This is a genomic window from Paenibacillus sp. FSL R7-0302, assembly GCF_038006885.1.
Lineage (GTDB): Bacteria > Bacillota > Bacilli > Paenibacillales > Paenibacillaceae > Paenibacillus_AQ.
In genome coordinates this window covers 5,397,631-5,411,932 of sequence record NZ_JBBOWB010000001.1, presented here as the reverse complement: position 1 = coordinate 5,411,932, position 14,302 = coordinate 5,397,631, and the positions used below count along the sequence as shown (strand labels likewise).

Annotated in this window: 3 protein-coding genes; all 3 read left to right on the top strand. The window is 45.3% G+C overall.

Annotated features, from left to right (window positions below; all coding sequences use genetic code 11):
- Window positions 1–9: 9 nt before the first annotated feature.
- From MKY96_RS23405 to MKY96_RS23395, 3 genes are read left to right on the top strand one after another with little or no spacing between them, the layout of a single operon-like run.
- A complete protein-coding gene (locus tag MKY96_RS23405; protein ID WP_340943713.1) occupies window positions 10–6,828 on the top strand; it encodes a hypothetical protein in 6,819 nt (2,272 codons plus the stop codon).
- 3 nt (window positions 6,829–6,831) lie between these two features.
- Entirely contained in the window at window positions 6,832–12,522 is a 5,691-nt protein-coding gene (locus tag MKY96_RS23400) for a dockerin type I domain-containing protein (RefSeq protein WP_340943711.1), read from the top strand.
- Window positions 12,519–14,132: an S-layer homology domain-containing protein gene (locus MKY96_RS23395; protein WP_340943709.1), complete on the top strand. Its 1,614-nt coding sequence runs from the start codon at window positions 12,519–12,521 to the stop codon at window positions 14,130–14,132. Before MKY96_RS23400 ends, MKY96_RS23395 begins: the two co-directional genes overlap by 4 nt.
- The last annotated feature ends 170 nt before the right edge of the window (window positions 14,133–14,302 follow it).

Below are 14,302 nucleotides of genomic sequence, written 5' to 3'. Positions count from 1 at the left end.
AGGTATTTTATGAAGAAGATTTTAAGCTTGATGCTGGTATTTTCGCTCTTACTATCAGTAGCGCCTGTGTATGCGAATGTAGCAACAGAGTACAATTATGTGTTTGGTGTGAAAACAGGAGGCAACGAGAACGGCGGAACCGGCGATGATATTTATATGGGCGTAAGTACATATGAATCTGGAATAAACTCTGATCAAGCAGCCAATTTTGGCGGCGCTGCCGCTTGGTCTGATACACAACATACATTTAAATTGCAAAATACTCCACCGTGGAGAATGAACGAGCTCGTTTTTTGGCTGGTGGGCAGTGATGACTGGTACGGTGAGTCGGTAGTTCTGTGGCTTCCTCAAATTGGCGGAAACATAAATCCAACACAGACGAAGACCATTCCAATATACTCATGGACAAAAGACCAGGGTAGACTGTATCGTGACATTTCGGACGTAACCAAAAGAAAATTCACCGATATGGGTGACGTTGATAAGCATGGAGGAGAGTTCTATCTGGATGCGAATTCGTCAGGCTCTGAACGTGCAGAGTGGGACAACTATGTCAGAGATCAATATGGTCACTATGACATTATGCAATATGAGGATGCTCCTGTTGTCAGCTATAGCGTTTCGGACGACGCTGTGGGCAGGGATTGGCTGACATTCCAGGAACCGACAAAAACAAAAACGTTTGAGCTCAATATTGACCGCAAGAAGCTTCACGATCAGATGGTTGCCAAGGACAAAGCAGAGATTTCACTGACCTATAGAGTGGCGCTGCTTGCCCAGTCTACCAATGCTGAGAGCCTCGGGGGAACCTTTGCCCATACAAGCTCAGGAAATCCGGAAGTGAAAACCTATTTGACAACAAAGATAGGGCAAGCGGACTACTATTATAAAGATGTAACTTATACGTTCTATCGTAGCATATATAACCTCGGCAACCCCGATATCACTCAAACGGTTACCTATTCACCGAGCCAGGACAATCTGTATCTCAACCGTAAATTCACAGATGTTAATATCACGGTTGAAGCGGTATCCATTCATAAAAAAACTATGACGCAAGAAATTAAAACGGAGCTGATCACCAACCTCCAAGCCACGCCTTCGTTATATATCGGGAACAACACGACAACACCGCTTGCCAACCTAACCATGACCAAACTGCAGGGCAATGACGGCAAACCAAACGGCAAACTTCAGTTCACTGGACAAGTGCCGCTGGATGTTAGCGCAGTGGAAAGCGAGGGCATAAGGCTTCAGCTTGACAACGTATCTACCCATCTAACGAAAAAAGGCCGGGCGCAGGCCTATTATTTAGAGAATCCAACTCCAGAATCACCGGCATCACAAAGTTTTTATTTTTCAACTCATAAAGTGGACACCAAAACCCCAACTGTAAGAGTGACCGACCAAACTGGAAATGACCTGGTGGGGGCAGATTCCATTCAAGGCAACATCAAAAAGCTGCATGAATTTTATATGGTTGCCAGTGAAACCCTCTATCCGGACGGAAATGTCGCCCACAGCGAGTCGAATCAAAACTATTTGAATTATGAGCTGTACATGAAAACCGGTGATTCCTATGAACCGGCCGCGACAAGAATAACAAACTTTGACGGTACAGGAAACAGAGCAAGAGTTACTGCACCTATTAACACGCAGGTTATCAATGGCGTTAGCATAAAGCTAAGTCCAATTGTTCCAACGGAAGGCGAATTCAAGCTCCGGCTGTATGGATGGGATCAAGCTGACAATCCGCTGGGCGGAGAGGCCGGATTTGCAGAAATTGAGAATATCAAAATCGATAATCTGGCTCCACGGGTGACCGTAACCGAAACGGTACATCCGCAAGATGCACAGCTTCGCAAAAGAAATGACTATAGCTTTGAAATGAATGACCTTGAGCAAAGCAATAACGGCTGGTCAAGAACTTATTATACGTTTATGAACGGGAATGCGGCGCCGCCTGACACGCCAATCAATCAGATTAAACCTGCCTCTGCAGAAATTTCCTCAACTCAAGGGATATGGGCATTTGTAGACTCAGAAGGTGACAGCACCACTGCCATTCTATCCATTCCCAAAGGGGACAACTTTGAGGGAACGCTCTATTATTTCACAGTAGACTCACTTGGAAACGATTCTAGAAACGAGCAAGCCTCTAGATACTATAAAAAACCTGTGAGTATTTTCAATGGAAATGTTGCTGACACACTGATTACGGAGGATTCCAGTCTTCCAAAGCCGCATTTTGACCTTAGCTTTGACGTAAGCAATCCAAACCTTGAAACGAGTTACCGGTGGATTTCTGATCCTGGCAATGACAACAGCTTTACACAAAAATTCAGAGTATACGAATCAAGCGATGATGTTGGTGCAGCTGAAAAAACGAATCTTAGCGGAACCAAAGTGCTGATGGACGGGAAATATATCCTTGAATATCGGGTGAAAAATAAACAGTCTGGTAACACTGCCGAATTCTCACAAGTATACACGTATGACGCCTATCCTCCGGAGATTAAATTTACCGTAGGAAGTCAGCACAATCTCTTTAAATCATCCCATCAGTTTAACGTGAAAGTGACAGACCGCAGTGAAATTGCCAGTGCATATTACTATGTATCCAAGCCGGACTCCGAGATCAGAATGGAGGGTATGCCGAACTATCCGCTGACACTGACACTGGACAGTGACAATATAGCACAGGTTAATCAGACCTTGACGTTAACAGGACTTCCATCAGGTGCGTACAGCATTGTTGTTGTGGCACAAGATCCGCATGGCAGAGTAAGCAAAAAGGTTTCCCCCTACTTTGGCATGAGGTCAGAAGCTGCGATCATTGACACATTGAACTTTACGGAGCCAAAGACTGTAAACGGAATGGGTACAACAACGGATGGAACCTATAGTATCTATGCTGTGTTGAATGAACCGCATGCAGCATGGACTTCTGATAGCGCATTGAAATATCAAAACCCGGTATATTATGCAACAACGGACGGCATGCCAACAGATAACGGCGTTTTAGTTCCTGAGTTCACAGCGAGCAACAATTCCGGCGGGAATTATGCATTTACACTCGACACACCGGTTCCGCTTCAAGAAGGTGTCAACACCATCTACGTCCAGTTTGGACTCATCAATGCTCCTGCGGACGACAGACCGGAGTTTTTAACAGAAGCGAGACCGCTCACCATTCTGTATGATAGCCAGGCACCAACCTTTGAATTGCCGGACTATAACACCATTCAGCCAACCAACGCATCCGTGACAGCAACAATCATCGCAAGTGATGCTGGTACAGGGATTAGCAAACTGACCGTTGCACCCGAGGATGCAGACAAAATCACGGTTTCTCCATATACAGACGGCGCATTCACAGTAACGGTAAGCGAAAATATAACCACAAATCTGACCCTGTCCGACGAGCTTGGCAATCGTGTTCTGGTTCCTATTTCCGTATCTAACATTGACCGGGCAGCTCCATCTGCGCTTGCTTCAAGTGACGTTGTGACCAAAGGAGCCAGACAGGATGGTGTGATTACAGTTAATGTCTCCGACAAGAATGATACAACCGTCTCCTTCGCCCTTATTCAAGACGCGGCAGCAAACCCTATTCTAACCGAAGCGGACTATGCGTTGTTCCAATCAAGCCCATCCGTGGAAATGCAGAGCAGTCCGGTTGTCATTAATGGCGAAGGCAACAAACAGAAGACCTACACCATTGACTTGAAGGGGCTTAGCGGAAGCTATGCCATTGGGGTCAAAGCCGTTGACACCGCAGGAAATGTAACTGAAAAAGTGTTCACTGACGCAAAACTGGACCTGGTTGACGCGGGGGCAGCCATTGTAAGTGTCAGCGCAAACCCCAGAACCACAAAAACCACTGCAACGGTCAGCGTTTATTTTAATGTTCCAGTAACCGTAATGCCAAACGCACCTGTAGAGGGAGATGCTGTGGGGGATATGGCCAGGTCGAACCTATTGTATACAGGACTTTTAACAACCTCCGCTAACTATGTAATGGACTATGAGGTTGTTATCCAGAACAATAATAAAATCAGCCTTTACGTTCAGGACGAGGTTGGAAGAGACAGTGTTCTGGAATTCACGCCTGAGGTTGATTTTGTTACAGGCTTTGATACTACAGGTTATGCAGAGAAAAATGGTCAAACGATTCAAAACGGCGGGTTCATATCCTTTAACCAGGGGGACAAGCTGTATTATATTGTAGTTCCAAATCCAAAGTATGCCGGGCAATATTTCTTTGTTGAACATGCTGTGTTATCTGGATTAGAACTCAATACAGAGCTAAGTGTTCTTGACCCTTCGTTTACAGAAGTTGAAGGAAGAACAGCGTATTCAAAGCTTGTATTTGAAGCGCTAAGAGACAGCAAAACAACAAAATCAGCTTATTTCGAGTCATACACGGCAGAAGGTATGGAAGCTGACCGGATGGAAGCGGAATATGTTTCCATTGCATCGGTTGACGAAACTGCACCAGCTGCAAAAGTAGGCTATTCGATCACGAATTCTACCAACCAGAATGTTACCGCAACACTTTCTGTATATGACCCGGAAAGCGGGATTTTAAAACTTGAACGTTCGTATGACGGCATAAGCTTCAGCCCTATTGACTCCGTTGTTTCGCATACCGAAACCTTCGAGCAGAATGCAACGGTATATTTCAAAGTGACTAACAAAGCCGGAATAGCAACAGTACTGCCGGTCACAGTCTCGAATATTGATAAAACGCCAATTACGCAAGACACACACTACACGGTGGAATACAGCTACGAGAACTATCTTGGGAACTGGGTTCCAATCACAGAAGGAAAAGCCTATAGAAGGGTTATGGCAACGCTCAAGTTTACCGGAGGCGGAAAAACGCTTGCGATGACAAACAACAACGCAGCCTTCTCAAGGACTCTAACGGAGGATAATAACACATTCACATTTGAATTTAAGGATCTTTCGGGCAACACAGGTTCTCATACGGTTAGCTATAACCATTACGACAATACGATTGGACAAACATCCTATGTGTTATCGAATACGGCCAAGACCAACAAAAATATCTTTGCAACGATCAATTTAACGGATGATTCAGGTGAAATCGCCTTTGCAGAGGTGAAGAAGGGCGATGTGGTCTATCCCTTCAAAGGGGAGCCGCTTGAGAATGAATATGTCGTAGAACTGGACAGCTCAGGAATTTACAATGTGACCGCCTATGACTACGCTGGAAACCGTTGGACGACGCCAATCACCGTCTCAAACATTAACAAAGTAGTGCCAACTGCAATCGCAAAAACGTACAGTACGCCACCAACCACCATTACTGCACAAAGCGTGAATGTGGAGTTGACACAGTTCAGTAAGGAGTTCAAAACGATAACAGTCACCGGTGTAGAACCTGCCGGAAGCCTAACTGCGGGCGATATCGTACATATCCCCGGCACAAAAGCTGTCCGCTTTAGAAAAAATGGTACAGTGTCCATGTTCTTTGTTGACGATTATGGCAATGAAGGCCAGGAAGTGATTACCGTATCCAATATTGTGTCCACACCGCCGCAAATCAAAGCCACAGCCACATTAGCTGAAGATAAGCTGAGCGTGAATGTAACCTTTGACCAAATCCGTGACAGTGATGGCGTTCCGCTGGACATTCTTAGGAAACTAACAGACCTTACCGTTTCTTATCGTGGATATGAACATGCACTTCTGACTGAAGTGAAAGACGAAGCCGGCGATGTCCTGTCCTATAAAGAGGCAGTAATCAACGTTAAAACTAACGGGGAGCACGTCTTTCAAATTAGGGACCAAACAGGCATCACGCAAAAAATTCTCGTAACGGTTGAAGGAATTGAAGTAGGAGGCCCAAGGGTTAAGGAAGTCCGCTGGACATACAAATATCTCGAACAGAACCAAAGTGGCGAGTGGGTGGAAAAGGATCATCAAAACAAGATTGTTGTTGGTGTGGACACCTCTGGACAAGAAGAAGGATATGTGGTGGGAACCGACAAGAACCCGGCAACGAACCAGAATGTGAATGTAACGGTAATCACGGATAAAGATGCTAAATTCGTGGGCGGAAAGGATCCTTGGGAACAAGAGAAGTCCATGAACTATAGAGACAATGGACTTTACAATTTTAACCTTGAAGGAAGAACAGGGACCTATACCTCGTATGGTGTTGACATTGGTCTAATCGACAAAACACCCCCTGTGCTAAAACTTAAAAATGGGGAAGAGCTCATCTTCATCGAAGGCATGACACCTAAAAAAGATGCCTCCATTGCCTATGACAAGTCCAAGCTTCTGGACTTCGAAGCATCGGATATGGTTGCGGGTAAAAAGGTGGACCTGACGAACCGGGTCACTATAAGCTATGGAACCGGCGGGCGGGTGTTTAACCCTGACAACATCTCGGCCAATGAATTTGTCCGCTCGAACCCGTACTATATCGACTATACGGTAAGAGATGATGCAGGGAATCAGACCACTATTCGCCGGACCGTTCGCCTGGTAGGTCTTTATGACACCATAGCCCTTGTGAACGGCGTGATGCCAGACAGCTCCAATGCTGCGTCCGTTCTTGGAAACAAGGTTGAAATTTCATTGAAGAATTTCTCCGGGATCTCGTATGCACGTTATGAAAAAGGTGTCTTAACACAAGGTCAGATGAAAACAAAAGGAACGGTCCTGCGGGAGAAAAGCGGAGTGTATACCCTCGATAATGTTACGAGCGGTTGGTACACCGTATATATCCAAACGGATAAACGCGACTATTTCAACATCCATATATATGTCTCAAATCAAGGAGGGAAATAGGCAATGACGTTCTATAGAACAATGAAACGCAGCATAGCTGCAGCTATTATTCTATCCATGCTTTTCACCTTTGCAAGTTTCCCTGTTCATGCTGACGCCAGTAATGCGGATTATTCCATTGCGAACGAATTTATGAAATATTCAATTAATTCAAAAACGGGTGGCTTCTCCATCGAAACCATTGACGGTCATCCGCAAAAAGCGTTTGATAACAATCTTCCGCTTCTGTATAAGGAAGATGCGGCAAGGAGCAACGGAACATCCTTCACAACCGTTCGTATCGACGGAAAGGATTTTATTTTCGGTCAGGAATACGGCTGGTTCGGAATCGATACCAAGCTTCATGAACCTGTCGTTTCAGAGCAAAACAGGCTGTTAACCATTGGATGGGACATTAAGGGCTATACCATCACACAAAAGGTGTCCATTTCAATCGACCCTAACAATTCAAGGACGGGTAACATTGGTATCTCATATGATGTGAAAAATAACAATGCCACGGCCGGAACGGTGGGGATTCGGCTTCTTCTGGACAACGCGCTGGGTTCAGAGATCGACGCACCTTATGTGCTGGTTGACCCGTCGCAGCCGACAATCGTTGAAACCGAATATAGCGGTGACAACCTTCCGCAGCAAATCAGATATGTTGATTCCCTGTCGGCCTCGAACAAGACGGCTTATGCCCTCTTGTCCGGCTGGAGCGGCAACAAGGATGTGAATGTTGATAAGGTGATTGTAGGACACTGGATTAATCTTGCAAACACCAGATACGAGTATACACCAAACCCTAGTGTAGACTTTACTAATTATTCCAACCAATACTTAGTTCCCGACACTGCAACGGCTTATTATTGGAACGAAAAAGCCATTGAGCCGGGTCAAGTCAGAATTTCTGAAATGCTCTATGGGATCGGCAGCTTTGCTGAACAAACCCAAAAGGAGCATGTATCCATAGGGATTCAAACCGGAAATGTATACTTAGCTAACGACAAAAAGGCTTATGAAAACAATGGTGTTTTTAAAGCAAATGTAGTCATTGACAATAGTGTCTCCGGAGCAAAAGAACTTATAGAACCCATTGTGAAGCTTAGCCTCGAAGAGGGGCTTGTGTTTGCAGCCACGAATACACGGGAATACACGGTGATGATTTCGGGCGGTCTTAACATTGGAACGGTGTTTGATATTCCGGATGTTGACATTATTGCTGAGACTCAGTCTATGATTACGTCAAAACGTCTGGTCGTTTCGCTAAACGCCACAGAAATTATTGATGCTAAGACCCATAAAGTGGTTGACTACAGTGCCAACACAAACATTTTGATTCCTGCAGTGGAAGGAAAGCTCCCGGAGGTTTCAATGAAGCATGTTTTCCCGGCGGCCGTTTATTATGAAGGCGACAAAAACCTTACCGTTTCTGGCGATATGAAGGTTTTGATGGAGGCCCTTTCGGGAAGTGACGGATGGAGTCTGTACCTTGTTGCATCCTCAAGCGGTGAGGCTGCTCTGATTGACAAAAGAAAAATAAGCTTTATTGATGAAGGCCAAACGCTTGCGTTCTCAACGAATCAGACGTTGGCGGTTGGGAAGTATGACATTGAATTCAGATTTACAAATCAACAGCTGATCGATGCCTTCGGTACCAAAATTAAAGCAGCAACTACAGTGGACGTTACCAGTAATTTAGCGGATAGAAGTGCAAGCTACGGTATTGTTTCGCTAGTCCGGTTCACAGACGCTGCGAACCACAGACAGTTATATGACTATATCAGTTTTACAAACGAAGATGTCATGAAGAAATTCATAGCTGGCGGCGTGAGCAAAGACGGCATTCTTCACAAAGGAATTGCCTTTAAAGAAGACGAAACAGAAATTCTGTTGACCCTTCGCGGAAAAATCAGACTTATGGATACGGGAACAGAAAAATATTACTCTGCCAGCCCGGCCGACGGCGACATTACCATCAACAGCATCTTGACCTATGACAGCACCGAAGCCCTTAAGATGACCGTTGACAGCAAGGGGGCCAAGCTGGAAGGCGATGGTACCGTCAAAGTGATCAACTCGATTAATATTTGGCATAATAAGTGGCATTTTGAAGCCAGCAATGGAACCAAATATACGCTGAACCGGGAGGCTGTTGCCGGGAAGACTGCTCAGGCCTTTGAACTTCAGCTCGGAGATGCCGGTCATATGCTGCAAAATATTGCAGGTTTTTTGATCAATATTAAATACGGTGTTATGACCCGGGACGATGATGATTTCGGAATTAGCTTTGGCGGTAGAATTTCAATGCCTTTAAAAGCTGCTGATCCATCGAAGGGTGAGGAGCATTATGATTATAAAGGCTCGCTCACAGCGGACGTTCAAGATGTTCTCTATGGAAGTAAAGACAGCGAGATTGGTTTTGTTGGCATTAACACAACACTCTCTGTAGCTCTGCCCAAAGATATATTAGGCCCGTTAGTAGGAAACGAAGCCGGTGTTAAGGCGGATATAACCATTAACACCATTGAAGATATTTATAGCATTGATGCCGGTGTTTCAGTTACTATGCTGGAAGTAGAAGGTTCATTGGCCCTCAAAAAGGTGCCTATTAACTCCGTGCCCAAAATGATGCTGGACAAGCTCACCTTCTTTTTGGCGCCATCCACAATGAAGGTTCCTGTGGTTGCACCTTATGTATTTATCACAGGCCTTGGCGGAGGAATCTCAAACCTTGCAGACACCGTTGCCGGAGAACCGGCAGGCGAACTTCCACCCCTTACCATCCATCTTCAAACAAGGCTATTAATTAATGCCATTATTGTAGGTGACTTTAAGCTGGATGCGAAGCTATCCGGTCTTGCCATAGAAGGCAGCGGCCACTTGGAGAAAGATGAAGAGGGAAGGCTGCTTAATATTCAAGCGGGAATGAATGTTCAATGGATCTCGCCGTTTCAGCTTAATGCCTTCGGCAGCATCAGTATTCATGCCGGAGCCATTCGTGGCGGGATCACGATTAAAATTACGGAAGATTATTTTTATGGTTATGTGTATGCAGGGCTGTTCATTCCAGACTCCATCCCGCTGCTCGGGGGCAAGGAGATCGCAGGCGTTGAGGCAGCCGTCTCCTCTGACTTTGTGGGTGCAAACTTTAAGGTCATTGGGGTGAAGCTGGGCTTTATCTATTATTGGAACGGTGACCTAAGCTTTGGCGGGTCCATCGACCTCTCTTCAAGAGGAGACGCCGTTCACTATGTTCACTCGGAAGCGCTGGACGAGAGCGGCAACCTTGTGCCTACCACCATGATCTATGGAACGAATATGAGAAGACTGAGTACGGAGGCCGTCGCTAAGACAAGGGCCGGAAATGGGGTTACAAAAGAGATTAACCCGGCAACAAAGGATGCACTTCTCTTTGAAATTCCGCTTCGCGGTTTAATCAAGCCTTCTGCCTCAGAAATCAATGTCACCAATCCAAATGGAAAAAAATTAACCATGGTTGAGGATGATAACAAGGGCAACGGAAACTATCTTGTTCAATCTTTAGACGGCACGAATTATTTGTACATTTCAGTCACTGACCCCTCTCTGATTGTTGGGGGGAACTGGTCCGTTTCAGTTTCAACACCTGATGTTTATATTGACAACTTTGCAGTAAACAGTGTTGACTATATGCCCGAGCTGACAGGAGTTAGTGCTGCTACCAGCACCAATACAAGCCGTGAACTTAACGTTTCCTGGACTACGGACAAGCAGGGTCAATATTCGGGTGCACTTAATGTCTATGTCACGAAGGACCCGTCCGTCATGAAAGCCATCGAATCTTCTAACATTCAAGATACTTCATCATTAATTAGTATTGGCAACCTGGAGTTAGATGAAATTGAATCAGGTTCTCATGTGTTCACGCTTCCTGAGTCCTTTCCTGAAGGGAAATATCACGTGGTTGCAATGCTTGTTAACCATCAAGGCGGAATGAGCAAGGAAATCACTGCTTCAACCTTCACTTTTACCAATCCATTGCTCCCTCAAAACCCTAAATCTGTGTCTGCGGTCTACAGCGGTGACGGATATGTGAAGGTTAGCATAACGGGAAGTGACGACACTGCAACACATTATCTTGTGGCGATCCAAGACGAGGATGGGGATGAGGTCGAGAATTCCTTTGGTCAATTTAAAGTGGGCAGTGAGATCCTTCTCAAACCATTAGAAAGCCAAACCAACCGGCCTCTATTACAGGAAGGCAAGACTTATTTTGTTAAAGTGCAGGCGGTTAGAATTGTGGAGTCTGCTCTTACACAGGCGGAATATTACCGCTCAACCGAATTTGCATCATCGCCAGGCTTTGTTATGCCTTCAACGGATAAGCCTCAGCTTGTAAGCGTTGAGACAAACATTGACAGATCACAGGATCTCTATTACTTAAACACTAACCAATTCAAGGCGACGTACACCTTCGACAGACCTGTGAAAATGACCTTAAATCTTAACACCGAAGATAAAAACACGCCTCAAGAATTTAAGAAGGTCTGGTCATTTGAAGAAAATCTTGAAGACGGCCAGCAGCTGGTTGACTTCATAGCGGTTGCTGAAAACCGTGACACCCTCCAAGGCAGCCGCTCATCAGGGGCTATTGGATTTACTGTTGATACAAAAGCACCTGCGTTACTCCTTGATGAAGATGTTCAAACCAGCCTTGATAAGGAAAACGTTGATAACACTGTCAGCAATCAGGTTGTTTTTGTTGGCGCAGACTCAAGCTACAGCTTCCGTGGTCTAACAGATCCATCCGCAACATTAACGTTAGACGGCACTTCAGACGGAATTGTTATCAGTCCGGACGGAACCTTCGTTGTCAATCGTAAGGCCTCAAGCGAGGACCCGAACCAAACCCTGATGCTTACAGCGGTTGATGATGCCGGTAACGAAACGGTTGTTCCAGTGTATCTTGTGAATCGTGTTCTGTCAGAGTATGAAGGCATCAAGCTAATCTCTGACCTGGAGGGCTCCGAGGATCAGCCTGATTCGATTGAGCTTGGCATAGGCGCGGCAACGGCGCTTTCGGTTAAAGCTCTCCGCACAGTGGACGGCACCGTTCTAAAGGCAGAAGACGTTGTGTGGGACGTTCTGTATAATCAGAACATCATCAGACTTTCACAAAATGGGACCATTGAAGCATTAGCTCCAGGCGAAACGGCCATCAAGGTTAGTTACAGACTGTCTGCTTTTGAAGGCCAGAACGGGAAGACGGTCTATAAAGAACTGTCAGACGTAATCAAAATTCATGTAAAAGATTATGGTTACCGTTATGAGGTTCGTCAGACACAAGGGTTCTCGTTGTACGCCATATACACTGAAATGAACATGGGCAAGGCAACGGTTGTGATTGGCGGCAACAAACAAACTCTGTTATATGACAATCTCAAGAAAGCCTATATTGGTGCTTCAAAGGAGCTTGTCACAGGCGAGCAATTAACAGCCAAGCTTGGTTTTGAACCAACGGTGAAATCTCCTGTTCTTCTGCGAGGAGATACCGATGGTAGCGGTGCGATTGATAAAGTCGATGTTTTGGCAACATTGAACGCTATTTTGGACAATGTTTACAACGGCTTTAGTTCAGTAGAAAATTGGATGAGAGCTGATACCAACGGTGACGGCGTTGTTGACATTGTAGATGCGCAGCTCACCCTAATGGAGGCACTTCAAAGATGATCAAATACTTAAAAGTTATTTTGTGCATCATGCTTCTAGGGGCTGTTCTACCATCCTATGCCTACGGCGCAAATGATGCAGCAGACCTTAGTTATCGTGTGGGCATCACCGTAACGGACAGCTCGGGTTCCTTGAAATCATCATTTAAAGTCGGAGAAAAAATACTTGTTAAGCTTAGCCTTTCCTATACTGGTGCCGGAAGGGCACCGGTATATGGCTTTCAGGGAAAGCTGCAGTTTGATTCTTATGTACTGGAAAATACCGGTGTGAAGATGGAAAAGGACATTTCAATGAAAGTTTCCGATGGTGCCATCAACTATGTTTATCTGGATATGACCGCGAAAGGAACAGAGGATGCCATACTGAAAAATATCGGAACGGCTGTATTTCAAGCTAAAAACAGCGGCACGTTCAGCCTTTCTTCAAGCGGCTTCATTCTAACCAACAAAGATGCGACACACCGGTATATTGAACCGGTTGAAGCTGTGCCAATCATTGTGGGCGATGGAGTAAAGGATGCCTCAAAATCTCTGTTATATGAAAACATTGTTGCTGCAAAAGCTTTACTTGCTTCAGTGACGATTGCAGATAATCCCAAAAACATCTATTACCCGGATCATTGGTACCCAACCAAATCCGCGCAAACATTGAGAGCTGTGATTGCTGAAGCTGAGGCTGTTTTTAATAACAAGGACGCGCTGGCTTCGGAAATCTCTGAGGCTATTGAAAAGCTTAGCAAGGGCGTTTCCGATTTCGAAAACTCCAAAATTGCCGGCCCGAAACGTTGGGCTGCTCCGGCCAGCAATACCACAGTCAATAACACCGCAGTTGATCTGTACTATTCCGTTAAAGCTTCTGTTAAAGGCGGAAATGGCAAAATTGCCGAGGGCTTTGAAGTCCAAACCATTCGTGCAACAACCTCTGCCACCATCCGAATGATTCCGGATGAAGGGTTTGAAACCGAATATATCTTTGTCAACGGTGAGAAATTTATAGGCCATGACATTTACACCATTCCAGAGGTTAGCCGTGACACCCTTGTGGTTGTTACCTTTGCGAGAAAAACTCCTTTTACAGATATAGCACATGACGATTGGTTCTATTCTTCTGTAAGGTATGTGTACAACAAGGGACTATTCACGGGAACCTCTGAAACGGAATTCTCACCCTCCGGGAAGATGAGCCGTGCCATGCTGGCCACTGTAATCTATCGTATGGAGAATAAACCGGATGTTACATTTGTGAGTGTATTCTCTGATGTTCTAAGTGGCCGCTGGTATTCAAATCCGGTGATTTGGGCCAATCAAAAGAACATTGTTAACGGGTATGATAAGGGTAAATTCGCTCCCAATGAGGCCATCACCCGTGAGCAAATTGCTGTTATGCTGCATAGATACGCAAAGGTTAAAGGTGTTGGCCTTCAAGCTAAAAATTCAAGCCTGAGCTTCAAAGATGCCAATCAAATTTCAGGCTATGCCAAAGAGTCCGTTGCTTGGGCTGTGTCCAAGGGCATTATGAAGGGCAACACGGATTTAACTATCAATCCTTCGGGTCTTGCTACCCGAGCGGAGGTTGCCACGATGCTCGAAAGGTTTAATGAGCTGAATTGAAATTTAAATGAATACAAACGAATACAAACCAAGCTGACTTAGAGTTTTTCTTTGTCAGTTTGGTTTTCTTTATGTGAACTTTAATGAAGCTGCGGGGGCGCCGGGTCCTCCGTTTTTTTTTGCTGCACAACCCAATCAGAATGGCTATTGCTAGAGTAGATTAGCTTGAG

Bases quoted from the DNA above. Each gene is read 5' to 3' on its own strand.
- MKY96_RS23405 (WP_340943713.1), top strand. From the start codon at position 10: ATGAAGAAGATTTTAAGCTTGATGCTGGTATTTTCGCTCTTACTATCA.
- MKY96_RS23400 (WP_340943711.1), top strand. From the start codon at position 6,832: ATGACGTTCTATAGAACAATGAAACGCAGCATAGCTGCAGCTATTATT.
- MKY96_RS23395 (WP_340943709.1), top strand. From the start codon at position 12,519: ATGATCAAATACTTAAAAGTTATTTTGTGCATCATGCTTCTAGGGGCT.